Below are 24,929 nucleotides of genomic sequence, written 5' to 3' on the forward strand. Positions count from 1 at the left end.
ACAGTGTTGGGGCTGGTAGGTGATTGCCTTGAGGTTTTTGGCGCCTGTGAGATCGAGCGCCGCGCGGGCGGCCCTCGATCTCACAGGCGCCAAACTTCTTGAGGCGAACACCTACCGAGCCATGAATTGCAGGATGCGTTCGCGCAGCCAGCGCTCGGCCGGGTCGTTGTCCTGGGCGCCGCTCCACACCATCGACAGCTCGGCCTCGGTGATATCGAATGGCGCCGGGTCGGCGCGCAGGCTGCCGTCGTCGGCCAGGGCGCAGGCGGCATAGTCCGGCACTGTGGCGATCATCTCGGTGTTGCGCAGCAGGGCGCGCAGGCTGCCGAACTGCGGCACCGCCAGCACCACTTTGCGGCAACGGCCGATGCGTGCCAGGTCCAGGTCGATGTTGCCGCTCATGTCGCCGGAGAATGACACCATTACATGCGGGCGGGCGCAGTATTCGTCGAGGGTCAACGGGCCTGGGCGGTCGTCGGCGCGCAGCACCCGCACGCCAATATTGCGCAGCTTGCGACGCTTGGCGGTGGCCGGCAGGTCGGTGGTGTAGCTCACGCCTACCGAGATCTCGCCGCTGGCCAGCAAACCGGGCATCAGCAGGAAGTTGGCCCGGCGTACCACCACACTGATGTCCGGGGCCTCTTCTTGCAGGGCCTGCAGCAGGGCCGGGAACAGGCCGAACTCGGCATCGTCCGACAGGCCCAGGCGGAACACGTTGCAACTGCTGGCCGGGTCGAATTCGCGGGCGCGGCTGATGGCGGCGGAAATCACGTCCATGGCCGGGCCCAGCTCGGCAAAGATCTGCATGGCCCTGGGGGTGGGCTCCATGGCCCGGCCATTGCGGATCAGCAGCGGGTCGTCGAATAGCTCGCGCAGGCGGGCGAGGGCGGCGCTGACGGTGGACTGGGTGATGAACAGCTTTTCACCGACCCGGGTCAGGTTGCGTTCGATCATCAGGGCTTCGAACAGCACCAGCAGGTTCATGTCGACGCGGCGCAGGTCGTTGCGGTTCATTGGGCTCAGGTTCCGGGGGTAGAGGGCTTGGCGGTGTATTGAAGCATGTGGGCGGCCTGCTTGCCTTGTATGGATGTGCCGGCCTCTTCGCGGGCACGCCCGCTCCCACAGGGACCGCACAGTTTTCAGGGGCTGTGCAGAACCTGTGGGAGCGGGCGCGCCCGCGAAGAGGCCAGTACAGGAAAGCGCTGACAGAGCCAGCCTATCACCCCCTAACAGCCACTCTATTAGAACTCTGCCCAAGCTCGGCTAGTCTTTCCCCTGGCCCCGCGAATTGCGCGAGTGGGCGGCGTGGCAGCACCTGTGTGCAAGACCGCGCCAACCTGCCGTGACAGCTTCGCAAGCCCCGTGTAGACCTGATGAGGGGTAGCACGAGCGCACACGCTCGGCTGAAAGAACACCTGGCATAGACCGGAAATCTGGATAACCGACCCAAAGGTACCCGCAGATGTCGAACGAATCGAAATGCCCGTTCCATCAAACCGCAGGTGGCGGCACCACCAACCGTGACTGGTGGCCTGACCAGCTCAACCTGAGAATTCTTCACCAGCATTCGTCCAAGTCCAGCCCCGACCCGGACTTCGACTATGCCAAGGCGTTCAAGAGCCTGGACTTCCAGGCCTTGAAGAAAGACCTGACCGCCTTGATGACCGACTCGCAGGACTGGTGGCCCGCCGACTTCGGCCACTACGGCCCATTGTTCATCCGCATGGCCTGGCACAGCGCCGGTACCTACCGCATTGGCGATGGCCGGGGCGGCGCGGGCTCTGGCCAGCAGCGTTTCGCCCCGCTCAACAGCTGGCCGGACAACGTCAGCCTGGACAAGGCCCGGCGCCTGCTGTGGCCGATCAAGCAGAAGTACGGCAACAAGATTTCCTGGGCCGACCTGATCGTGCTCACCGGTAACGTTGCCCTCGAATCCATGGGCTTCAAGACCTTCGGCTTTTCGGGCGGGCGCGCCGATGTGTGGGAGCCGGACGAAGATGTGTACTGGGGCTCGGAAAAGGTCTGGCTGGGCGGCGATACCCGCTACGGCAAGGACCAGGTCAAGGCCCAGCCGCCAGGCCAGGGTGACCTGGTAGCCGAGCCGGCCAAGCATGGGGAGGAACAGAACCGCGACCTGTCGGCCGAGCGCAACCTGGAGAACCCTCTGGCTGCTGTGCAGATGGGCCTGATCTACGTGAACCCGGAAGGGCCGGAAGGCGAACCTGACCCGGTGAAATCCGGCAAGGATATTCGCGAAACCTTCGGCCGCATGGCCATGAACGACGAAGAAACCGTGGCCCTGATTGCGGGCGGCCACGCCTTCGGCAAGACCCACGGCGCAGGCCCGGCCGACAACGTCGGCCCTGAACCGGAAGCGGCCGGCCTGGAGTTGCAAGGCCTGGGCTGGGCCAACAAGTTCGGCAGCGGTAAGGGCGGGGACGCCATCACCAGCGGCCTGGAAGTGATCTGGACCTCCACGCCCACCCAATGGAGCAACGAGTACCTCAACAACCTGTTCAACTTTGAGTGGGAGCTGACCAAGAGCCCGGCAGGCGCGCACCAATGGCGGCCGAAAGAGGGCAAAGGCGCCGGAACGGTGCCGGATGCGCACGACCCGGGTAAAAAGCATGCGCCCTCCATGTTGACCTCCGACCTGGCGCTGCGCTTCGACCCGATCTACGAGCCGATCGCCCGCCGCTTCAAGGAGAACCCCGACCAGCTGGCGGATGCGTTTGCCCGCGCCTGGTACAAGCTGATCCACCGCGACATGGGCCCGCTGGCACGTTACCTGGGCCCGGAAATGCCAAACGAGGAGCTGCTGTGGCAAGACCCGTTGCCCAAAGCCGATCCATCCACGCTCAGCGAGCAGGACATCGCGGCCCTCAAGGCCAAGGTGCTGGGGGCGGGCCTGAGCGTGGGCGAGCTGGTTGCCACCGCCTGGGCATCGGCCTCGACCTTCCGTGGCTCTGACAAGCGCGGTGGTGCCAACGGCGCCCGCTTGCGCCTGGCGCCGCAGAACGGCTGGGCTGCCAACCAGGGTGTAGACAAGGTGCTGGCGGCGCTGGAAAAGATTCAGGCCGAGTTCAACAACGGCGGCAAGAAGGTCTCGCTGGCCGACCTGATCGTGCTGGCTGGTACCGCAGCCGTTGAAAAGGCCGCCAGGGATGCCGGCTACAGTGGCAACGTGGGCTTCCGACCGGGCCGCGTCGATGCGTCCCAGGCGCAGACCGACGTTGAGTCGTTCGCGGTGCTGGAGCCGTTGGCCGATGGATTCCGCAACTTCACCAAGGCCCGCTATAGCGTCAAGGCCGAGAAGCTGTTGCTGGACAAGGCCCAGTTGCTGACCCTGACTGCGCCGGAGTTGACCGTGCTGATCGGTGGCCTGCGCGTGCTGGGCGCCAACCATGGCGGCAGCAAGCAGGGTGTGTTCACCGACAAGGTCGGCACCTTGAGCAATGACTTCTTCCGCAACCTGCTGGACATGGGCGTGGAATGGAAGGCGACGTCGGCGGACAACGAAAGCTTCGAAGGCCGTGACCGCAAGACCGGGCAGGTGAAGTGGACCGGTAGCCGGGTTGACCTGGTGTTCGGTTCGCATGCCCAGTTGCGGGCATTGAGTGAGGTGTATGGCAGCAGTGATGGCGGTGACAAGTTTGTGCGGGACTTTGTTGCTGCCTGGCAGAAGGTCATGGAGCTGGATCGCTTTGACCTGAAGTAGCAGTGTTATCGGTGGGACGCTTGGCGTCCCATTCGCGGGCTTGCCCGCTCCCACAGGTACCGCGCTGCCTTTCAGGGTGCTGAAAACCTGTGGGAGCGGGCAAGCCCGCGAATGGGCTGCAAAGCAGCCCCGACGCCAGTGGCGATAACGCCAATTTGAGGTCGGATAGATACAAAAGCGTCCTCGTCGGTTCTGTTGCAATGCTTCTCAGGCGGCAAGCCTGAACAGCGTGCTCACAACGACAAGGAACCCCGACCATGCAAATGCCCAAGACCCTGAACATCCGCAACGGCGACAAGGTGCAGCCAACCTTCTCGGCACAGGAATACGCGGCCCGTCACGCTCGCCTGCGGGCCTACATGGCCGATCAGGACATCGAGGCAGCCATCTTCACGTCGTACCACAACGTCAACTACTACAGCGATTTCCTCTACTGCTCGTTCGGCCGCCCCTATGCGCTGGTGGTCACCCAGGACAAGGTTGTCTCGATCAGCGCCAACATCGACGGTGGCCAACCCTGGCGGCGCACGGTCGGCACAGACAACATCGTCTACACCGACTGGCAACGCGACAACTACTTCGTTGCCATCCAGCAGGCGCTACCGCTGGCCTCGCGCATTGGCGTGGAACACGACCACCTCAACCTGCAGAACCACGCCAAGCTCGCCGCCTGCTACCCCAAGGCCGAACTGGTGGACATCGGCGCCCCGTGCATGCGCATGCGCATGATCAAGTCGGCCGAGGAGCAGGCGCTGATCCGCCATGGCGCGCAGGTGGCCGACATTGGCGGTGCGGCGGTGGTGGAGGCGCTGCGTGATCAGGTGCCGGAGTACGAAGTGGCGCTGCATGCCACCCAGGCGATGGTGCGTGAAATCGCCAGGCGCTTCCCCGATGCAGAGCTGATGGACACCTGGACCTGGTTCCAGTCCGGGCTCAACACCGATGGCGCGCACAACCCGGTCACCAGCCGTCGCGTTGGCAAAGGTGAGATCCTCAGCCTCAATTGCTTCCCGATGATCGCCGGCTACTACACCGCGCTGGAGCGCACACTGTTCCTTGATCACTGCCCGGACGAGTACCTGAGCCTGTGGCAGGCCAACGTCGAGGTGCACGAGGCCGGGTTGAAACTGGTACGCCCGGGCATGCGCTGCAGCGACATCGCCCGTGAACTGAACGAGATCTTCCTGCGTCACGACCTGCTGCAGTACCGCACCTTCGGCTATGGCCATTCGTTCGGCACCTTGAGCCACTACTACGGGCGTGAAGCGGGGCTGGAGCTGCGCGAAGACATCGACACGGTGCTGGAGCCGGGCATGGTGGTGTCGATTGAACCGATGATCATGCTGCCTGAAGGGCGACCGGGGGCGGGCGGGTACCGCGAGCATGACATCCTGATCGTCAATGATCACGGGGCTGAGAACATCACCAAATTCCCGTATGGGCCGGAGCACAACATCATTCGCAAATAAGCATCGGCGTCGCCTGCTTCGCGGGCACGCCCGCTCCCACAGGGGCCTCACACATCCTGAAGGAGCGGGCCTGCCCGCGAAGAGGCCAGCCTGGACAATAAAAAAATCACTGTATGACCACCAGACCCTGCCTCCAATTAAAAGAACCAGAGGGTACCCGTCATGTCCAGCACCACCCTGAATGCACCCACCCTCGACGGCGCCGCCCCCAGCGCCGAACGCCAGGCCCTGCGCAAGGCCGCCCGGGCCAGTTTCATGGGCAACTTCGTCGAGTGGTTCGACTATGCCGCCTACGGCTACCTGGCCACCATCATCGCCGCCACCTTCTTCCCGCAAACCGACAAAACCACCGGCCTGTTGGCAACCTTCGCCGTGTTTGCCCTGTCGTTCCTGGTACGCCCGCTGGGCGGCATCGTCTGGGGGCACTTTGGCGACCGCCATGGCCGGCGCAATGCACTGTCGTGGTCAATCCTGATCATGTCGGTCTCCACCTTCTGCATCGGCCTGTTGCCCGGTTATGCGCAAATCGGCCTGTGGGCGCCGGCCCTGTTGCTGTTGATCCGCCTGGTGCAGGGCTTTTCCGCCTCGGGCGAGTACGCCGGTGCTGCGGCGTTCCTGGCCGAGTACGCGCCACCCGGCCGGCGTGGCCTGTACACCAGCATCGTGCCGGCCAGCACGGCGGCCGGGTTGCTGTTCGGTGCGGCGTTCGTGGCGGTGCTGCACGAACTGCTCAGCAGCGAAGCCCTGCATGAATGGGGCTGGCGCCTGCCGTTCCTGCTGGCGGCGCCGTTCGGGCTGGTTGGGCGCTATATCCGCATGAGCCTGCAGGACACGCCCAAGTTCCTGGAGATGGAGCAACGCCTGGAGCACAAGGCTGGCATGGCGCCAATGCCGCTGCGCGAGCTGCTGGGCCAGCACCGCCGCAGCCTGGCCATCGGCATTGGCGTTACCTGCCTGAACGCCGTGGCGTTCTACCTGCTGCTCAGCTATATGCCAACCTACCTGTCAACTGAAATGGGCATGAGCGAGCGGGATTCGTTCATTGCCTCGACGGTGTCGCTGGCCACCTACATCGGCTTGATCTTCCTGATGGGGCGGTTGTCCGACCAGTTTGGCCGCAAGACCATGCTGGTGGTGGCTTCGCTGTTGTTCCTGGGGCTGACCGTGCCGTTGTTCCGCCTGCTCGATGGGCAGCCGCTGGTGGTGATCCTGGCTATCCAGATTTGCTTCGGGGCGATACTGGCGATGAATGACGGCACTTTACCGTGCCTGCTGGCGGAAATTTTCCCGACCCGTGTGCGCTTCAGCGGCTTTGCCCTGAGCTTCAACCTGGCCAACGCACTGTTTGGCGGGACTGCGCCGTTCATTGCCACCTGGCTGATACAGATGACGGGCAGCAAGTTGGCACCGGCGGGGTATTTGCTGGCGGCGGCGCTGGTGGCGCTGGTGGCCATGCTGATGTGTCGGGAAACTGCGCACTCTGCCCTGGAGGATTGATCAGCCTGTACCGGCCTCTTCGCGGGCACGCCCGCTCCCACAAGGCAGCGCAGATCCTGTGGGAGCGGGCGTGCCCGCGAAGAGGCCGGTACAGGCCGGAGCAAATCATGAATCAATGCAAAGAGGCCTGCCGCCGCTCCCCCAGTGGCGACAACCCAAAGAACCGGCTGTAACTCTTGGAAAAATGTGCCGGCGAACTGAACCCGCACGCCAACGCCACCTCACGCACCTGTACATCACTGCGCAGCAGCAGCTCCCGCGCCCGCGACAGGCGCAGCTCCAGGTAATACTGGCTGGGCGTGCGCTGCAGGTACTTGTGGAACAACCGCTCCAGCTGGCGCACGGTCACCTCGTTGAGGCTGGCCAGCTCTTCCAGCCCCAGCGGTTCTTCCAGGTTGGCCTCCATGATTGCCACCACCTGGCTCAACTTGGGTTGGCCGCTGCCGAGCAGGGTGCGCAGCGGCACCCGCTGGCGCTCGCGCTCGCCACGCACCCGGTCGCACAGCAGCAGCTCGGCCGCCTTGGCCGCGATGTCCTGGCCACCCGGTTCGCGAGCGATCAGTTGCAGCATCATGTCCATGGCCGCCACACCGCCCGAGCAGGTGTAGCGGTCCCGGTCCAGTTCAAACAGCTGGCTGGAGATGACGATGCCGGGAAAATGCGCCTGCAATGTCGGCAGGTCTTCCCAATGGATGGTGCAACGGTAGCCCTTGAGCAATTCGGCCTTGGCCAACAGGTAGCTGCCTGTGCAGATACCGCCCAATGGCAAGTGCTGGCGTGCCAGCTGGCGCAACCAGTCGATCAGCGGGCGGTTGCCACGGCCACGGTCAATCGGGTTGGCACCGACCACCAGTAGCGCATCCAGCGCGGGGGCGTTGGCAATGCTGTAGTCGGGCAGTACGCGCATGCCGTTGCTGGCGGCCACCGGTGCATCGCCTGCGGCAATCAGTACGCTGCGAAACAGGGGCTTGCGCGCGGCCAGGTTGGCCATGCGCAGGGTCTCCACCGCCGAGGCCAGGCCGATGGTGGTGAAATTGGGCAAGATCAGAAAGCCGAAGGTCTTTACGGAACAACTCTTTACAATAGGTGGCGATGGGGGTGCTGAAGCGGGGTGGACCATTGCGCTGTTCCTGTGCAAGCTGAGGCATAGTTCGTCAGGGGCAGTGAGAAAATACGGCCTCGCGTGGGTCTTGTTGTTATGGGTCGTTGCCGGGTCGATAGTACACCCCGGGCGCAGCGGCCAGGAATGGCCCTGCCGGCTGGCAGGGCCGACAGTGATTGCACAGAGAAGGTGATCGTTCGTGAACCCCGAATCCATGCTGGCGGCATTGCCAGGCTACGCCATGTCGCCCGAGTCGATCCAGGTGCTGCCTGATGCCAAGGCCTACCGCACCTGCCTGCTCGAACGCATCCGCGCCGCGACCCGGCGCATTGTCATTGTTGCGTTGTACCTGCAGGAAGACGAGGCCGGCCAGGAAGTGCTGGATGCCCTGTACCAGGCCAAGGCCGAGCGGCCAGGGCTTGAAATCACCATCGTGGTCGACTGGTTCCGTGCCCGCCGGGGCTTGCTCGGGGCCGGGCGCCAGCCGGGTAACGCGGCCTGGTACCAGGCCCAGCGCCAGCTGCGTGGGCTGGACATCGCCATTCACGGGGTGCCGGTGCAAACCCGCGAGCTGTTTGGCGTGCTGCACCTGAAGGGCAGCATCATCGACGATTGCGTGATCTACACCGGCGCCAGCGTGAACAACGTCTACCTGCACCGCTTCGACCGCTATCGCCTGGACCGCTACCACCTGTTCCAGTCGCCAGCCCTGGCCGACGCCATGGCGGGCCTGGTGCAGCGCCTGCTGCACCACACCGCCACGCCGCGCCTCGACTTGCCGGCGCCCCCCACTACCCGCAGCCTGCGCGGCGACATCCGGCGCTTGCGTGCACGCTTGCGGCGCATGGCTTATGAGGCTCCGGCCAGCGTGGCGGGGCAGGGGTTGCGGGTGATTCCGCTGTTGGGCGTGGGCCGTGGCAACCCGTTGAACCGGGCGCTGTGCGCCATGCTGGCGGCGGCGCGCACCCAGCTCGTCATCAGCACGCCGTATTTCAACCCGCCGCGGGTCGTGATGCGCGAACTTGACCATGCGCTGGAGCGCGGTGTGCAAGTGGAGTTGATTGTCGGTGACCGTACGGCCAACGACTTCTATATAGCGCCTGGCGAGCCGTTCAGTGCCAGTGGCGCGTTGCCTTATCTGTACGAAGACAACCTGCGGGCCTTCGCCCGGCGCCGCCATGGCGCAATTGCCAGCGGCCAGCTGCAAGTGCGCATCTGGAACGACCCCGGGCACACCTTCCACGCCAAGGGCGTGTGGGTAGACCAGCGCTATTCGCTGTTGACCGGCAATAACCTGAACCCGCGCGGCTTCAACCTGGACCTGGAGAACGGCCTGCTGATCGACGACCCGCAAGGGCAGTGGCTGGTGCCACGGGAGGCGGAGCTGACCGAACTGCGCCGGTTTGCGCCGAAAATCGGTTCGGCAGAGGCGTTGGGGGTCAAGGCCGAACACCCCAAGGAAGTGCGCAAGTTCCTGCGCAGGTTGCGTTACAGCCGGCTGGAGCCGTTGATCAAGCGGGTACTGTGACGCCGCCTGGTGCGTTTTTTGTAGGAGCGGCCTTGCGTCGCGATCGGGCCGCAAAGCGGCCCCTCGATTTCAGTGTCACCGCCGCTATTGTTGGGGCTGCTTTGCAGCCCTTTCGCGACACAAGGCCGCTCCTACAGGGACCGCGCCAGGCTGTGTACCCTTCGGCTTGAGCTGCGACACGGCAAGCAGCACCACCGCCAGCCCGACGATCTGATAGAGCGAAATCTCTTCACTCAAGATCGCCCACGACGCCAGCACCGTCAGCACCGGCCCCAGGTTGCCTACCGCCGCGGTGTGGGTAGGCCCCAACCGCTGAATCGCCAGCGCCACCCAGTAGATCGGCAACACCGTGGAAAATACCGCCATCAACCCGGCATTGGCCCACACCGCGCCGGGCAATTGCCACAGCTGCCCGACCGGCGCCACCAGCAGGTAATGCGCCAGCACCATCAGCGAGGAAGCAGTACCACACAGGCCGGCCAGGCGCATCGAGCCCATGCGTTTGAGCATCATCCCGGTACCGGCGTAGTAAAGTGCGTAGGTTACCGCACTGGCAAACACCCACAGCGAGCCCAGCACCACCTGCTGGCCTGCCCCGGCGACACTGATGTCATGGACAAAGGCGATGCCCAGCCCCAGGTAGCACAGGCCCATGGCCGACAAGGTGCGCAGGCTTGGCCTTTCACGCAGGGCGATGGCCTGGAACACCAGCACCAGCGTCGGGTAGGTGAACAGAATCAGCCGTTCCAGCCCGGCACTGATGTACTGCAAGCCATAGAAATCGAACAGGCTGGCCAGGTAATACCCCAGCAGCCCAAGCAACGCCACACGCAAACCGTCGCCCAGGTTGAGGGGGGCGCTGCCTTGGCTGCGGCTAGCCCATACCAGCCAGGCGAACAGCGGCAGCGCCAAGCCCATGCGCATGGCCAGAAGGCTGATGGCGTCCACCGGCCCTGCCGCATAGGCGAGCTTGACGAAAATGGCCTTGAAGCTGAAGCCAAGGGCGGCCAGCACGGCGTACAAGGCGCCGCTCTGCAACTGGCGTTGGATCAGGCTGCGTAGTGCATTCATGGAGTACCTGCGGCAGAAAAGGGCATGGCTTATTCTGAACAGAAGGCTGTCGCGCTAGAATCGCTTTTTAGCGAACAGGGTCTTCTGTTTTGGAGAAAGGTATGCGATTCGACCTGACAGACCTGCGCCTGCTGCTGGCCATTGCCGCTACAGGTAGCCTGAGCAAGGCCGCTGCGACCTTCCCGGTGGCCGTATCGGCTGCCAGTAATCGCCTGAGACTGCTCGAAGAGCGCTGGGGCCTGGCGTTGTTCTTGCGCAAGGCCGATGGCATGCAGCTGACGCCTTCCGGACGCCTGGTGCTGGAGGGGGCGCGCAATGTGCTCGGCGAAGCGCAAAAACTGCAAGAGACCTTGCAGCAAATGGCTGGCGAGCAGCGCATCACGTTGCGCCTGGCGGCTTCGACGGTGGCCAACAGCACATTGTTGCCGGCGATACTTGGGCCGTTTCTGGCGGACTACCCGGAAGTCGACCTGCAACTGATGGAACACAAGAGCGTGGACGTGCTGCGGGTGGTACTGGCCAACGAGTGCGAGATTGGTGTGTACGACGGCATTCTGCCCAGCGGGGGTGTGGTATCGCTGCCGTTTCGCACCGAGCGGTTGGTGATGCTGGTGCCTGCGGACCATCAGCTGGCCGGGCGCGAGCAGCTGCGTCTGGTGGATGCGCTGGGCTATGCGTTCATCTGCCTGCCGGCCGGGCGGCCGATGCAGCGCTTTGTCGAGGAGCTGGCGATGAACCTGGCCATGCCGCTGAAGGTGCGTGTGCGCGCCCCCAGCTTCGAGGCCATCGCGCAACTGGTTGCACAGCGTGCGGGCGTGGCCATGCTGCCTGAAACCGCCGCCGTGCGTGCCGAGCAGGAGCTGCCGGTGCGCCGGGTGGCCCTGGCGGAAAGCTGGGCCACCCTTGAACTGCGCCTGTGTTTCCGTGACTGGGAGCGCCTGAGCTCACACGGGCGGCAGCTGGTGAGCTTCCTGTCGGGGCGGCAATTGACTGCCCCAGCTTCGGGTGAGCCCTATGAAGGGTGACTGATCGTCAGGTCAGCTACCCAGTAAGCGATGATATCAATATGATATCTATTCTCCCGAGGCAGCCTTGAAGGTGAGCCATATTTTACAGGCTCCTGACCAAGGTCCCTCTGAAAAGTCATCACAAGCGCATACAATTGCGCCTTTTCCTCGTTAACCAGATAGGCCAAAGCGTATATGGCGCTAGATCCACCCACGATGCTGACCATTTCGGTCGCCCTGGCAGCCGCGGCTGCCCTGTACCTGGCGATTGAATGGCGCAGTGTCCGCGAGTCCTCGTTGCTGTTCTGGAGCGCAGGTTTCGCCACCATTACTGTTGGTTGCATCCTGGCGTTGTTGCGCGGGATCGGTTTTCTGTTTATCGGCATCTGGTTCGCCAATGGCTTGCTGGTGGTGGCGCACGCGTTCTTCCTGATGGGCGTGCTGCGCTTTACCCAAGAGCGCTTGTCGCGTGCCTGGCTGATGATCGTGGTGGTCTGGTTCGCCTTGCTGCTGTTGCCCGCGGGGCCGCAGTGGTCGAAGGTGATGTTGATGGCCAACTCGTTGCTGGTGGCTGCGCTGACGCTGAAGGCCAGCTTCCTGCTGCGGCCCCACGGCAAGTCGCTGAGTGTTGGCGCCGTGCAGTTGCGCTATGTGCTGCTGATCCATGGCCTGTTCTATGTGGTCAAGGCAATCATCGCCATTACACCGGGTACGGTGATCGACCTGGCCACTTTTGGCGGGCTGATCATTCAGATTTCCCTGGTCGAGGGGGCGATGGCGATCATGCTGATTGCCTTGTCGATGACGGGCACCGTGCGCTATCGGCGCGAGGAGCGGATTGCCCGGCTGGCCGCGCGTGATCCGTTGACCGCGCTGTACAACCGGCGTGCCCTGGAGGTCAGGGCCGGGCATTTCTTCAAGCAAGTAAACCCGGCCCAGCCTGGGGCGTTGCTGCTGATCGACATCGACAATTTCAAGCTGGTCAACGACCTGCACGGGCATGTTGCGGGTGACCGCTTGCTGATTGCCTTGAGCGAGATCATTCGCACGGTGCTGCCCGAGCGCTCGCTGGCGGCGCGGTTGGGCGGCGATGAATTCGTTATCTTGCTGTGCGGGGCCAGCAACGAGCGGGTCATGGAGCTGGGCGGGCTGCTGCGTGAGCAGTTCCAGCAATATGCCAGCAAGACCGTGCCTACGCCGCAGGCGGTCACCCTGAGCATTGGTGCCAACCTGTTCGACCAGCCACCCGCGAGCCTGGCGGCGTTGATCGAGCAGGGGGATGTGGCGTTGTACCAGTCCAAGCGCAGCGGGCGGGACAGTATCCGCTTTGTCGAACGGTCGATGGCCGATATCAGCCAGTAAGCTACCGGGGCCGCGAAGCGGCCCTGATGGCTTGAAGGCAGGGGGTCAGGTCGCCACCTGGTAGCACGGCACATACGCAGCGCCGCCGGGCAGCTTCATGCGGTGCTGGTCGACGAAGGCCTGCAGCAGCCGGCCCAGCGGGTCGAGCACGGCGCTGTCACCGTGGATCTGATACGGCCCGTGCTCTTCGATCAGGCGGATGCCCTTGTCCTTCACGTTGCCCGCCACAATGCCGGAGAACGCCCGGCGCAGGTTGGCCGCCAACTCATGCGGTGGCAGATCACGGCGCAGGTCCAGCTCGGCCATGGCCTGGTGGGTCGGGTCGAACGGGCGCTGGAAGCTCTCCTCGATCTTCAGCAGCCAGTTGAAGTGGAAGGCGTCGTTGCGCTCACGGCGGAACTGCTTGACCGCCTTGAGCCCTTCGACCATGTGCCGGGCAACTTCTGCCGGGTCGTCGATGATGATTTCGTACAAGCGGTGCGCCGCCTCGCCCAGGGTGGCGCCGACGAAGGCATGCAACTGTTGCAGGTAAGGCTCGGCGCTGCGCGGGCCGGTGAGCACCACCGGGAACGGCAGGTCGTGGTTGTCCGGGTGCATGAGGATGCCCAGCAGGTACAGGAACTCCTCGGCTGTGCCGGCGCCGCCCGGGAAGATGATGATGCCGTGGCCGACACGCACGAAGGCCTCCAGGCGCTTCTCGATGTCTGGCAGGATCACCAGTTCGTTGACGATAGGGTTGGGGGCTTCGGCAGCGATGATGCCTGGCTCGGTCAGGCCCAGGTAGCGGCTGCCGTGCATGCGCTGCTTGGCATGGGCAATAGTGGCGCCCTTCATCGGGCCTTTCATCACGCCTGGGCCGCAGCCGGTGCATACGTCCAGCTTGCGCAGGCCAAGCTCGTGGCCGACCTTTTTGGTGTACTGGTATTCCTCGGTGCTGATCGAGTGACCGCCCCAGCACACCACCATTTTCGGCTCCACGCCCGGGCGCAGGGTGCGGGCATTGCGCAGCAGGTGGAAGACGTAGTCGGTGATGCCCTGGGAGCTTTCCAGGTCGATACGCTGGCTGGCCAGTTCGCTCTCGGTGTAGACGATGTCACGCAGGGCGCTGAACAGCATTTCACGGGTGCTGGCGATCATCTCGCCATCGACGAAGGCGTCGGCCGGGGCATTCAACAGCTCCAGGCGAACACCGCGGTCCTGCTGGTGGATTTTTACCTCGAAGTCCTTGTAGGCCTCAAGGATGGTCTTGGCATTGTCGACATGGGCGCCGGTGTTGAGGATAGCCAGGGCGCACTGGCGGAACAGGGTGTAGAGGCTACCGGTACCGACTTCACTCAGTTGCTGCACTTCACGTTGTGACAGCGTTTCCAGGCTGCCTTTGGGGCTGACGGATGCATTGATGACATGGCGTTGAGGCATCTAAGTCTTTCCTGTGCGGGTAAAACATCCTTCTTTGACAACACCATACCGAGAAATGTGGGCGGCAACGAGGGGGGGCTGTGAAAAAGCTTGAGACCGGCTTGGCTGCTTCGCGGGCTTGCCCGCTCCCACAGGGACCGCGCTGCCCTGAAGGTTTGCGCTGTACCTGTGGGAGCGGGCAAGCCCGCGAAGCAGCCAACCCGGTCTCAAGTCAACCCAACAGTTTCTGCACACCAAGGGTAATCGCCAGCCCTCCACCCACCAGCCACAGGTTGAGAATCGCCCCGGTAGCCAGCGCCTTCGGCCCGGCCTGGCGGATCTGGCTGAAGCGGGTCTCCATCCCCAGCGCAGTCATGGCCATGGTCAGGGCAAAAGTGTCCAGGCTGTTCACCGCCTGGGTCACACTGCCAGGCAGCACCTGCAGCGAGTTCACCAGCACCAGTGCGAGGAAGCCAAAGGCAAACCAGGGCATCGCAATGCGCCCATTGCCTTGTGCCTGGCCGGCTTTGCGCGAGCGGCTGATCCACAGGCCCACCACCAACAGTACCGGCACCAGCAGCATTACCCGGGTCATCTTGACGATGGTTGCGACATGGGTGGCTTCGGGGCTTACGTTACTGGCTGCACCAACAACCTGCGCCACTTCGTGAATTGTACCGCCAAGGAAAAGCCCGGCGCCCAAGGTGTCCAGGTGCAACCAGCCGGCGTTGATGGCCAGCGGGTACAGGAACATCGACAAGGTGCCGAACAGCACCACGCTGCCGACTGCCATCGCGCTTTTATGCGGGGCACTGCGCAGCGCCGATTCGAAGGCCAGCACCGCAGCGGCGCCGCAGATGGCACTGCCGGCGGCGGTCAGCAGGGCGGTGTCACGGTCCAGCTTGAACAGCTTCATGCCGCACCACAGGCCGATCAGCAAGGTGCTGGACACCACCAGTAACGACACGATCAGCCCCGACCAGCCGACTTCGGCAATTTCCTGCAGGCTGACGCGCAGGCCAAAGAAGGCCACGGCAATGCGCAGCAGGCCGCGGGCCGAGAAGTTGATGCCGGCAGCCCAGCTGGCCGGTACGCCGTCACGCAGTGCGTTGCCATACAGCGCCCCGGCGACGATGCCGACGATCAGCGGGCTGATGCCGAGGTTGGCGATGGCCGGCATGGCCGCCAGTTGCGTGACTGCCAGGGCGAACAGGGCAACGAACAGGATGCCGTTGAGCCGCCCTTTGGTGGAAAGGGTAGGGGCAAAAGCAGGGTTGGACGGAACCGTGGCCATGTGAGTCCTCCGGAAAAGGTGTTTCGACAAGGCTTACGTTAATCTGGTTATAAGCTTATAAAAAATCGTAATTTAGAATGGCAAATATCCGAATAGCTGATATTTTTAAAAAATGACCCCAGAACAGCTGATAACGTTTGCCACCGTTGCCGAGCATGGCAACATCAGCCATGCGGCCCAGGCCCTGCACCTGTCGCAACCGGCAGTGTCCGGCCAGCTCAAGCTGCTGCAGGAGACGTTTGGCGAACCCCTTTACCAACGTGCCGGCCGTGGCGTGCGGCTGACGGCGGCTGGCGAGCAGTTGCTGGCACATGCCGAGCGCCTGCGCGAAACCTTCCGTCAGGCGCAGGCGCTGCGCGAGGCCATGCACGGCCTGGAGCGCGGCACCTTGCGCATCGGTGCCAGTACCACGCCGGCCAGTTACCTGCTGCCTTACCTGATTGCCGATTTTCATGGGCGTTATCCGGATGTGCTGGTGACCACTTCGCATGGCAACACGGCGGAGATCGTCGCTGCACTGGACAGTGTCGATATCGCCCTGATCGAGGGCCCGCCCGGGCAGGAGCTGCCTTTGGGGACCGAAGTGACGGCGTGGCGTGAGGACGAGATCGTGGCGATTGTGCCGCGTGGGCATCCGCTGGCGGACAATGATCAGCATGCGCTAGCGTCGCTGGGCGCCTACCCGCTGGTCCTGCGCGAGAGCGGTTCGGGCGTGCGGCAGATTGTCGAGCGGGCGTTTGCCCGGGATGGCGTGGCGATGCGCGTGGCGTTGGAGATTGCCGGGGTGGAGGGGGTGAAGGAAGCCGTGCGGGCGGGGATGGGGGTTGGCTTTGTGTCGGCAATGTCCATCCGCCATGAAGACGGGGCACTGCACCGGTTGCAGGTGGCGCCGCAGCCACTGGTGCGGCGGTTTTCCATTCTGGTGCCGCATGCGGCTACGCCGTCGCGGGCCGCCTCGCGGTTTCTTGAGTTGTGCGTTGGTATGCAAGAGGTGGGTTGATTGTACCGGCCTCTTCGCGGGCACGCCCGCTCCCACAGGTACAGCGCTGCTTTCAGGTGGGTACGCCATCCCTGTGGGAGCGGGCGTGCCCGCGAACAGGCCCGCACAGACGCCATCAACTCAACTGGAATACATGCTTCATATAGGCCACAAAATTCTCATCCCGGCACTGCGTCTTGCCCGGGCTGTCAGAAATCTTGGCCACGGGCGCCCCGTTGCAACCGGTCATCTTGATCACGATGTTCATCGGCTCCACCCCCGCAATATCGCAAGTCAGCCGGGTACCAATGCCAAAACTCACATTGATCCGTTCATGCAACGCCCGGTACAGGCCCAGCGCTTTAGTGAAATCCAGCCCGTCGGAAAAGATCAGTGTCTTGCTCCTGGGGTCGATCCCCAGCCGCTCATAGTGGGCAATGGCCTTTTCCGCCCAAACCAGCGGGTCACCCGAGTCGTGCCGTAGCCCATCGAACAGTTTGGCAAAGTACAGGTCGAAGTCACCCAGGAATGCGTCCATGGTGATGCAGTCGGTCAAGGCGATGCCCAGCAGCCCGCGGTACTCGCGCACCCAGCATTCCAGCGCAGCGGCCTGGCTGTCGACCAGGCGCGGGCCAAGCTGCTGGTGGGCCATGAACCATTCGTGGGCCATGGTGCCCAGCGGCTTGAGTTCGAACTCGCGGGCCAGGTGCACATTGCTGGTGCCCACGAAGCGCCCCGGGAAGTCGTGCTTGAGGATGTGCACCACTTCTTCCTGCACCCGGTAAGAGAAGCGTCGGCGGGTGCCAAAATCCGCCAGCTGGAAGCCGGCCAGCTCGTCAGCACTGGCCGCGGCCTTGAGCCAGTCCAGTTTCTGGTACAGGCGTTCGCCCACTTGCTCGATGACCACGTCGCGATAGCGATACCGATTGCGTACCTCGCTGATGATTGCCAGCAACGGGATTTCATAAAGGATGACATGCAACCACGGCCCGCGCACACGGATCGCCAGTTGCCCAGCACCGTCAAGGCCGACCTGGACATAGCGCAGGTTGAAGCGGAACAGGCTGAGAAAACGGATGAAGTCGGGCTTGAGGAAAGGGATTTTCTCCAGATAGGCCAGCTGGTCGTGGGTAACCGTCACCTCCGCCAGTTGCTCTACCTGGTAGCGGATCTCGGCCAGGTAGGGGGAAAGGTCTTCACCATTGCGGCAGCGGAACTCCCACTCCACTTCGGCATTGGGGTAGTTGTGCAGCACCGCCTGCATCATGGTGATCTTGTAGAAGTCGGTGTCCAGCAGGTTCTGGATGATGCGCGGGCCGAAAACACTGTCGCTCATGGGCGGTCTTCCTTGATCTGGGCAAGCTGATAGTCCAGCGCGGCCTCGTCGCCGCACAGGATCACGCCTTCGGCAGCCAAGGCGCCGCAGGCCTCGATGGCACCTGCCTGGGTGAGGGCGCGGCAGGCTGGCAGGTAGAGCAGTACCTTGAAGCCGGCCTGGCGCAGCTGGCGGGCGGTGGTCTTGACGCAGTAATCCAGGGCCAGCCCGCCGACGATAACCGTGTCAACCTGTTGCACCGTGAGGTACTCGATCACCCCGGTGGAACGGCGCTCGGCCAGGTCGTGGTAACAGGCGCCGTAAGGGTGCAGGTCGGGTTCCACACCTTTCCAAACGAAATAGTCGTAGTCGATGGGGGCGGGCAGGCCGGCCAATAACTCGAAACCCGGCGTGCCTGGCACGCAGTGGCTGACCCAGGTCAGGTCTGCGTTATCCAGTTGCAGGGGTTGCAGCATGTGCGCAGGGTCGCTGACCACCCAGGCGGCGTTGGCCGGGTGGGCATCCTTGCTGCCCAGGCGCAGGTCGGCGCGTAGCGCCATGGCATTCAGATCAGCCGCGATTTCGTCGCCTTCGGGGACGGGCAGTTCATGCGGGGCGTTGGCCGTGAAGCCGTTTTGCGCGTCGACATCGAAACTGGCGATCTTCATGGCGGTTCTCCTTGCTGGAATGCCTATATAATTCACCTGGTGTACTAAGTGTGTCAAGTGACAGCATTCAAAAGGTTAAGGATTGCCTTATTTAGATGCTCTGGTGGATTATTGTGTTACTGAACAAGGAGCTGCATGGTGAGTACAGTCGAAGTCCTGGCCAGTGTCGATATCGTCGCCCTGCGCATGGCCCCTGATGCCCAGCATCTGCAAGTGTTGTTGCACCGTCGTGAGCGCGAGCCGCATGCCGGCCAATGGGCCTTGCCCGGGGTTATCGTAAATGGCCGAACCCCGGACACCAGCCTGGAAGACGCCGCCAGCCGGGCCCTGCGCGAGAAGGCCCGGGTTGTGCCGTGCTACATGGAGCAGGTGGGTACTGAAGGCAATGCATTCCGCGACCCACGAGGTTGGTCGTTGAGCACCTTTTACCTGGCGTTGCTTGACCCGGCGCAGGCTGTGGAGGGCGAGCAACTGGCGTTTTTCGACCTGGACAGCGTGGTGGGGCGCAAAGTGCTGTTGCCGTTCGACCACAACCTGTTGGTGGAGCGCGCCCGTGAGCGACTGGCGGCAAAGACGGTGTATAGCAGCCTGCCGCTTTCTCTGGTGCCGCAGAAGTTCACTGTGCTGGATGCCCTCGGTGCGGTGCAGGCGTGCCTGGGGCAGGCGGTGAACGGCACGTCTCTACGCAAACGTCTGGAGCGTTTGCGCGAACTGGGGTGGGTAAGGGATACCGGGGAGAAGCACCAGCCCAAGCTTGGCAGGCCACAACAGTTGTACCAGTACACGCCGCAAGGGGCGCGGGCATTCATGTTTGATCGCAGTGTGTTACCTGAAGGCGGATAGCTCGACGGCCAATTGACCTGGTAGAACTGCCAGTGTGGACCGTGCCATGTACCGTGTACTGTAAAGAACCCTCTGCCAGGTGTGGCCTTGAAATGAGCACGATTGATAAGAAGGACCCCGGTGTGCGCCTGTTCTACGCCGATAACAGACTGGTTTGCCAAGTTGGCCCGGAAACTACGCGGTTGATGCGGGCTGGTGGCACGGCGCTAGCTCAGCTACAGGCATTGGCCAGTTTATTGCAAAGCGACGGGGCCAATACGGTGCTGGCAGCCCACGCTCATGGCCAGAGCGCTTGCCAGGCTTATTCAGCTTATGGTTTTTCGCCTGCCCAAACGAAACTGGCAATGATCGGTTTCACTGGCGAATGGCGTGATGAGCGGACAGGCTGTTATCCGTTGGGGAAAGGACATCGACTGTTCAGCCCTTTACTCTGTCGATTGGCTGCGCCTGACGTATTGAGCCCGTTTGACAGAGGCGGGCTAAATGCATACGCCTATTGTGCAGGAGATCCGGTCAATTACTCAGACCCTTCAGGCCAGCTCAGAGTTAGTTTTTCTGGGATGGCTAAAGCCTTTGGTGCGATGAAGAAAACCGGTGCTACTGCTCTGCTGCGGGAGAATAAAGCGCCAATGAGTCTTAAGCCTTTCATCCGACATTTGGCTCAAGAGCCGGACGGTGTTACAGCTTTACTGGCCGTACCCATTGGAAATGGTTTGGCAGTTACAAAACTGACGAAGCTTGAAGGAAAATTGCACTTAGGGCGTCCAGATAATAGTTTTGTTGAAAACTTTGTTGACGTCGCAGCGGTGCAGAAAGACGGGCATATCTTCGCAGTGGACAGAGGGCGGCTTCCCACCGGTGTCAAGGGATATGAATACCTATCCTCTTCTGACAATACCCCTCACTTCACTTTTCGGCGCACTAATCGTTCGGACAATCATCCTCTGCCATCCTATGAAGACCTCCTTCCGCCAGCCTATGGTGAGCATCCGCCATCCTATGCTTATGCGACTACACAAGCCTCTGCTATCAGGAAAGCAAGCAGCTAATCCATTTGTCTCCAAGGGTGCGTGCTGGGAAAAATTGATATGCCTGGCCCTGTTCAACAGCATAGGGCCAGGCTAGTCATCAATGTGCGCAGCGGCTGGTATCCCCTTGCGCCGCCGGTGCCTTGCGCGCCGCAGCCAGAATGGTCGCCAGCACAATCAAGGCAGCCCCCGCCGCCATGCGCAGGCTTGGCTGGTCACCAAACAACCACCACGCACCGATGATTGCGTACACCGGCTCCAGCGCGATGATCATGCCGGCGGTGCGGGCCTCCAGGCCTTCCAGGCTCTTGACGAACAGGAACTGCGACAGCCCGGTGCAGAACACCCCCAGCAACGCCAGGTTGACCCAGTCACTGCCTGCCAGGCTGGTGCTGCCCAGGTGGGTGAAGGCAAATGGCGCCACCAGCGCGGCCACTACCACGTTCTGCCAGAACGCTACCTGCATGGCGTTCATGCTCGAACCGTTGCGACGGTTGGCCACGGTCAGCAGGGCGAACGCCAGGCCCGAGCCCAGGCCCCACAGCAGGCCGATGGTGCCTTTGTCGAGCAGGTCAAAAGTGGGTACTACCAACACCAGGCCGGCCGTGACCATCAGCAACAGCAACGCTTGCACGGCACCGATTCGCTGGCCGAACACGCCGCGTTCGATCATGGCGATGAACGCCGGGAAGCTGGCAAAGCCCAAGGTGGCCACGGCCACGCCGCCCACTTTCACCGCAATGAAGAAGGTGACCCAGTGGGTCGCCAGCAAAGCGCCGGTCAGGCCCAGCACCGGCAGGTTGCGCAAGGTAAGCGCGTCGAGCAGGCGTGTACCCTTGAGCCCGGCGACAAAGCCCAGGGCAATGAAGGCGAAGGTGGCGCGGCCGAAGGTGATGATGCTGGCGTCGGCCTCGATCAGGTGCCCGAGGATACCGGTCAGGCCGAACAGCACAGCCGCAATATGAGCAACGCACAGGGCGTTACGGTGGCCGGTGGCAGCACCGGCTACGGGGACTGAAGTCGCGATCATGGCAGTCAAGTCTTCACAATGTGGCGCGCGCATACACTCCCGGCTGCGCAACGCGGGTCTTTAATACTGGGAGTTTTATCGTTATGAGCCCGGACGAACTGCCCGGTGCAAAAAGGCGCCACAGCGTTGGAATTGTGAAGCGAGGCTGTTTTACTCGCGGATACCACGTCCACCAGCCCACGGCGCGGGGCTGGTCGATGTGTGTATTATCTTTGTATACAGGCTTGTCAGGCGATCGCGGGCGACGTGTGCTTGTCTGATTGCGACATCGGCTGTTGCCTTGCAGCGCCGCGTCATTCGTCGCCGTAGTTCATGATCGACAACAGGCGGATGGGTACCTGTACCAGTTGCTCAGGGCCGTGCGGCGTCTCGCCGTCGAAGGTCAGGCTGTCGCCGGCCTGCATGTGATAGAGCCGGTTGCCATGGCGGTACACCAGTTCACCTTCCAGCAAGTGGAGGAACTCGGTGCCGGGGTGGGCGAAGGTCGGGAACTCCTCACTGGCGTCGTCCATGCTCACCATGTACGCCTCGAAATTCTTTTTCGGCCCCCTGGCGTGATTGAGCAAGTGGTAGGTGTGGCCCTTCTCGGTGCCGCGGCGCACCACTTCCAGCCCTTCGCCGGCTTTCACCAGCAAGGCATTGCCGTCGGGCTGGTCATATTGGCTGAACAGCTTGGCCATTGGCATGCCCAGTACGTCGCACAGGCGGCTGAGGGTATCGAGGCTGGTGGACACCTGGGCGTTCTCGATCTTGCTCAGCATGCCCTGGCTGATGCCGGCGATGCGTGCCACATCGGCGAGCTTGAGGGACTGGGCCTGGCGCTGGCGCTTGATCTGCAGGCCCAGGTACTGCTCCAGGCGAAGGCGCGGTTCGGTTTCGGTCGACATCGAATGTCCTGCACAGTTTCAGTTCAAGAATAAATATTGCGCACTGGGAAAGTGCGAAATGCAGCTGCGTTGACCGCTTCTTTCCTCGGGTGAAAACAAGTTTCCCATAAATAGCGCATAAAAACCTGCGTGGCTTTTGTGCTGGCTGTGCCGGCCTCTTCGCGGGCATGCCCGCTCCCACAAGGCTTTGCGGCGAACACTGTGGGAGCGGGCGTGCCCGCGAAGAGGCCGGCACAGGCAACGCAAGGCAGCACCCTGAACAAAGTTGGCAAGCGCATTGCATTCCTGTGAAGAAAGTAAGTTTCTCAAGCGGAATCATTGCCCCTTGCCCAGGAGTGTTCAACCCATGTTGCCAGCAGAAACCCAGCGCACCCTCGACCAGCACGGCATCAAGTACGTGCTGGCGCAGTTCGTCGATATCCATGGCTCGGCGAAAACGAAATCGGTGCCGGTCTCGGGCCTGAAGATGGTGGCCGAGGAGGGCGCCGGCTTTGCCGGGTTCGCCATCTGCGGCATGGGCATGGAACCGCACGGCCCTGACTTCATGGCCCGCGGCGACCTCTCTACCCTGATTCCGGTGCCGTGGCAGCCAGGCTATGGCCGGGTGGTTTGCGTGGGCCATGTGAACGGCCAGCCTTGGCCCTACGACACCCGCCATGTGTTGCAGCAACAGGTGCAGCGCCTGGCTGACAAGGGCTGGACCTTGAACACGGGCCTTGAGCCGGAGTTCAGCCTGTTCCGCCGCGACGAAGGCGGCAAGCTGCAACTGGTGGATGCCTCCGACAACCTCGACAAGCCGTGCTACGACTACAAGGGCCTGTCGCGCTCGCGGATGTTCCTTGAGCGCCTGACCGAGGCGCTGCAACCGGTAGGTTTCGACATCTACCAGATCGACCACGAGGACGCCAACGGCCAGTTCGAGATCAACTACACCTACAGCGACGCCATGGAGTCGGCCGACCGCTTCACCTTCTTCCGCATGGCCGCGGGCGAAATCGCCAACGACCTGGGCATGATCTGCTCGTTCATGCCCAAGCCCGACCCCAAGCGCGCTGGCAATGGCATGCACTTTCACCTGTCACTGGCCAGCAGCACCAACAAGAACCTGTTCCACGACCCGTCCGACAGCAGCGGCATGGGCCTGTCGAAACTGGCCTATCACTTTGCCGCAGGGCTGATGGCCCACGGCCCGGCGTTGTGTGCTTTTGCGGCACCCACGGTCAACTCCTACAAGCGCCTGGTGGTGGGCCGTTCATTGTCGGGTTCGACGTGGGCCCCGGCGTTCGTCGCCTGGGGGGCCAACAACCGTTCGGCGATGGTGCGCATTCCTTATGGTCGCCTGGAGTTCCGCCTGCCGGACGCTGGCTGCAACCCTTACCTGGTCACTGCCGCGATCATTGCCGCCGGCCTCGATGGCATCGACCGCCAGCTGGAACCGGGCGAGATGTGCAATGAAAACCTCTACAACCTGAGCCTTGAAGAAATTGCCGCACGCGGCATCAAGACCCTGCCGCAATCGCTGAAGGAAGCCGCCGACGCGCTCGAAGCCGACCCGCTGTTCCGCGAGGTACTGGGCGCCGAGATCGTCGAGGAGTTCATCAAGCTCAAGCGCATGGAGTGGGTCGAGTACTGCCGCCATGTCTCCGACTGGGAAATCCAGCGTTACACCGAATTTTTCTGAGCTGCAAGCTTCAAGCCGCAAGTTGCAAGAGAAAGGCAGTGCGCGGCGAACACAAAGATCCCGTTCAACACGGACAACTTGCAGCTTGCCGCTTACAGCTTGCTGCCGAACGTAGTGAGGCCCTTTTATGTGTGGAATCGTAGGTCTGTACCTGAAAAAGCCCGAGCTGCAAGCCCAGCTTGGCAAGCTCTTCGAACCCATGCTCCAGGCCATGACCGACCGTGGCCCGGACAGCGCCGGCTTTGCCATCTATGGCGACGAAGTGGCCGATGGCTGGGTCAAGCTGACCCTGCAAGCCACGGATATCAACTACCCCTGGACCACCCTGATGGGCCAGCTGGAAGGGCGCCTGGGGTGCTCGCTGGACTGGTTCCAGAACGCCAGCGCAGCGGTGCTCAAGGTGCATGCCAGTGAGGCGGCCGCACGCCAGGCCCTTGGCGAACTGGCACCGGACGTGCGCATCATGAGCGCCGGGCAGAGCATCGAAATTCTCAAGGGCATGGGCCTGCCGGCGGACATTTCCAGCCGCTTCGGCCTGGCCGGCATGAAGGGCAGCCACATCATTGGCCACACCCGCATGGCCACCGAAAGCGCCGTGACCATGGAAGGCAGCCACCCGTTTTCCACCGGCGCCGACCTGTGCCTGGTGCACAACGGCTCGCTGTCCAACCACTTCCGCCTGCGCCAGGTGCTCAAGCGCGAAGGCATCAGCTTTGAGACCGACAATGACACTGAGGTGGCCGCCGGCTACCTGACCTGGCGCCTGCAGCAAGGCGACAGCCTGGCCCAGGCCCTGGACGGTGCGCTGCAGGACCTGGACGGCTTCTTCACCTTTGCCATCGGTACCCGCAACGGTTTTGCCGTGATTCGCGACCCGATTGCCTGCAAACCGGCGGTGCTGGCCGAGACCGAAGACTACGTAGCCATGGCTTCGGAGTACCAGGCCCTGGCCAGCCTGCCCGGCATCGAGCACGCCAAGGTCTGGGAACCGGCACCCGCCACCCTGTACGTCTGGGAACGCGAAAGCGCCTGACCTGTCACCGAACATCCGG

At 62.8% G+C, this 24,929-nt stretch carries 20 protein-coding genes; 11 read left to right on the plus strand and 9 right to left on the minus strand.

From position 1 onward, the window contains the following. Positions 1-111 precede the first annotated feature (111 nt). Positions 112-1,014 carry a LysR substrate-binding domain-containing protein gene (locus ACIQUI_RS07840; RefSeq protein WP_403196779.1) on the minus strand — a complete coding sequence of 301 codons (903 nt, stop codon included), beginning with the start codon at positions 1,012-1,014 and terminating at the stop codon, positions 112-114. 448 nt (positions 1,015-1,462) lie between these two features. On the opposite strand from ACIQUI_RS07840, the gene katG reads away from it, so the two are divergent. The 3 genes from katG to ACIQUI_RS07855 all read left to right on the plus strand — a co-directional run bounded on the left by katG (position 1,463) and on the right by ACIQUI_RS07855 (position 6,684). Next, positions 1,463-3,718: a catalase/peroxidase HPI gene (gene katG, locus ACIQUI_RS07845; protein ID WP_403196781.1), complete on the plus strand. Its 2,256-nt coding sequence runs from the start codon at positions 1,463-1,465 to the stop codon at positions 3,716-3,718. A 257-nt stretch (positions 3,719-3,975) separates the two neighbouring features. Next, positions 3,976-5,187, plus strand: a complete 1,212-nt coding sequence (locus ACIQUI_RS07850) for a M24 family metallopeptidase (protein ID WP_403196782.1) — start codon at positions 3,976-3,978, stop codon at positions 5,185-5,187. Between the two features lie 162 nt (positions 5,188-5,349). After that, positions 5,350-6,684: an MFS transporter gene (locus ACIQUI_RS07855; protein WP_403196784.1), complete on the plus strand. Its 1,335-nt coding sequence runs from the start codon at positions 5,350-5,352 to the stop codon at positions 6,682-6,684. A gap of 112 nt (positions 6,685-6,796) precedes the next feature. Here the strand turns inward: ACIQUI_RS07855 and ACIQUI_RS07860 are convergent, their stop codons facing one another. Further along, the gene (locus ACIQUI_RS07860; protein WP_403196787.1) at positions 6,797-7,804 is read right to left on the minus strand and encodes a GlxA family transcriptional regulator; all 1,008 of its coding nucleotides are present in this window, start codon (positions 7,802-7,804) and stop codon (positions 6,797-6,799) included. A 181-nt stretch (positions 7,805-7,985) separates the two neighbouring features. Between ACIQUI_RS07860 and pssA the strand changes: the two genes are divergently transcribed. Then, positions 7,986-9,314: a CDP-diacylglycerol--serine O-phosphatidyltransferase gene (gene pssA / locus ACIQUI_RS07865; protein WP_403196790.1), complete on the plus strand. Its 1,329-nt coding sequence runs from the start codon at positions 7,986-7,988 to the stop codon at positions 9,312-9,314. An 84-nt stretch (positions 9,315-9,398) separates the two neighbouring features. Here pssA and ACIQUI_RS07870 read toward each other — a convergent pair whose 3' ends face one another. Beyond that, positions 9,399-10,385: a DMT family transporter gene (locus ACIQUI_RS07870; RefSeq protein WP_403196793.1), complete on the minus strand. Its 987-nt coding sequence runs from the start codon at positions 10,383-10,385 to the stop codon at positions 9,399-9,401. Between the two features lie 101 nt (positions 10,386-10,486). Between ACIQUI_RS07870 and ACIQUI_RS07875 the strand changes: the two genes are divergently transcribed. Continuing rightward, a complete protein-coding gene (locus ACIQUI_RS07875; protein WP_403196796.1) occupies positions 10,487-11,410 on the plus strand; it encodes a LysR substrate-binding domain-containing protein in 924 nt (307 codons plus the stop codon). A 198-nt stretch (positions 11,411-11,608) separates the two neighbouring features. Beyond that, positions 11,609-12,754, plus strand: a complete 1,146-nt coding sequence (locus tag ACIQUI_RS07880; RefSeq protein WP_403196799.1) for a GGDEF domain-containing protein — start codon at positions 11,609-11,611, stop codon at positions 12,752-12,754. Positions 12,755-12,799: 45 nt separating this feature from the next. Here the strand turns inward: ACIQUI_RS07880 and ppnN are convergent, their stop codons facing one another. Together ppnN and ACIQUI_RS07890 are read right to left on the minus strand one after the other, a co-directional pair. Then, complete coding sequence (gene ppnN, locus ACIQUI_RS07885; protein ID WP_403196802.1) at positions 12,800-14,173, minus strand: nucleotide 5'-monophosphate nucleosidase PpnN; 1,374 nt, start codon at positions 14,171-14,173, stop codon at positions 12,800-12,802. Between the two features lie 211 nt (positions 14,174-14,384). Beyond that, entirely contained in the window at positions 14,385-15,446 is a 1,062-nt protein-coding gene (locus tag ACIQUI_RS07890) for a YeiH family protein (RefSeq protein ID WP_403196805.1), read from the minus strand. A gap of 112 nt (positions 15,447-15,558) precedes the next feature. On the opposite strand from ACIQUI_RS07890, the gene ACIQUI_RS07895 reads away from it, so the two are divergent. Continuing rightward, positions 15,559-16,446 (plus strand): LysR family transcriptional regulator, encoded by an 888-nt coding sequence (locus ACIQUI_RS07895; protein WP_403196807.1) that lies wholly within the window; start codon positions 15,559-15,561, stop codon positions 16,444-16,446. A gap of 115 nt (positions 16,447-16,561) precedes the next feature. Here ACIQUI_RS07895 and pncB read toward each other — a convergent pair whose 3' ends face one another. After that, complete coding sequence (gene pncB / locus ACIQUI_RS07900; protein WP_403196810.1) at positions 16,562-17,761, minus strand: nicotinate phosphoribosyltransferase; 1,200 nt, start codon at positions 17,759-17,761, stop codon at positions 16,562-16,564. Then, the gene (locus ACIQUI_RS07905; protein ID WP_403196812.1) at positions 17,758-18,408 is read right to left on the minus strand and encodes an isochorismatase family protein; all 651 of its coding nucleotides are present in this window, start codon (positions 18,406-18,408) and stop codon (positions 17,758-17,760) included. The genes pncB and ACIQUI_RS07905 overlap by 4 nt, the downstream gene beginning before the upstream one ends. Positions 18,409-18,546: 138 nt before the next feature. On the opposite strand from ACIQUI_RS07905, the gene ACIQUI_RS07910 reads away from it, so the two are divergent. Next, entirely contained in the window at positions 18,547-19,251 is a 705-nt protein-coding gene (locus ACIQUI_RS07910; protein WP_403196815.1) for an NrtR DNA-binding winged helix domain-containing protein, read from the plus strand. Between the two features lie 92 nt (positions 19,252-19,343). Continuing rightward, complete coding sequence (locus ACIQUI_RS07915; protein ID WP_403196817.1) at positions 19,344-20,300, plus strand: RHS repeat-associated core domain-containing protein; 957 nt, start codon at positions 19,344-19,346, stop codon at positions 20,298-20,300. 79 nt (positions 20,301-20,379) lie between these two features. On the opposite strand, the gene ACIQUI_RS07920 is transcribed toward ACIQUI_RS07915, so the two are convergent. Together ACIQUI_RS07920 and ACIQUI_RS07925 are read right to left on the minus strand one after the other, a co-directional pair. After that, complete coding sequence (locus tag ACIQUI_RS07920; protein WP_403196819.1) at positions 20,380-21,309, minus strand: DMT family transporter; 930 nt, start codon at positions 21,307-21,309, stop codon at positions 20,380-20,382. A gap of 293 nt (positions 21,310-21,602) precedes the next feature. Next, positions 21,603-22,196 (minus strand): helix-turn-helix domain-containing protein, encoded by a 594-nt coding sequence (locus ACIQUI_RS07925; protein ID WP_403196821.1) that lies wholly within the window; start codon positions 22,194-22,196, stop codon positions 21,603-21,605. A gap of 346 nt (positions 22,197-22,542) precedes the next feature. On the opposite strand from ACIQUI_RS07925, the gene glnT reads away from it, so the two are divergent. Continuing rightward, entirely contained in the window at positions 22,543-23,877 is a 1,335-nt protein-coding gene (gene glnT / locus ACIQUI_RS07930; protein WP_403196824.1) for a type III glutamate--ammonia ligase, read from the plus strand. 127 nt (positions 23,878-24,004) lie between these two features. Then, a complete protein-coding gene (locus ACIQUI_RS07935; protein WP_403196826.1) occupies positions 24,005-24,910 on the plus strand; it encodes a glutamine amidotransferase family protein in 906 nt (301 codons plus the stop codon). The last annotated feature ends 19 nt before the right edge of the window (positions 24,911-24,929 follow it).

Origin of the sequence: Pseudomonas sp. NPDC090592, assembly GCF_044769185.1 — a bacterium.
In the GTDB taxonomy this organism is placed as follows: domain Bacteria; phylum Pseudomonadota; class Gammaproteobacteria; order Pseudomonadales; family Pseudomonadaceae; genus Aquipseudomonas.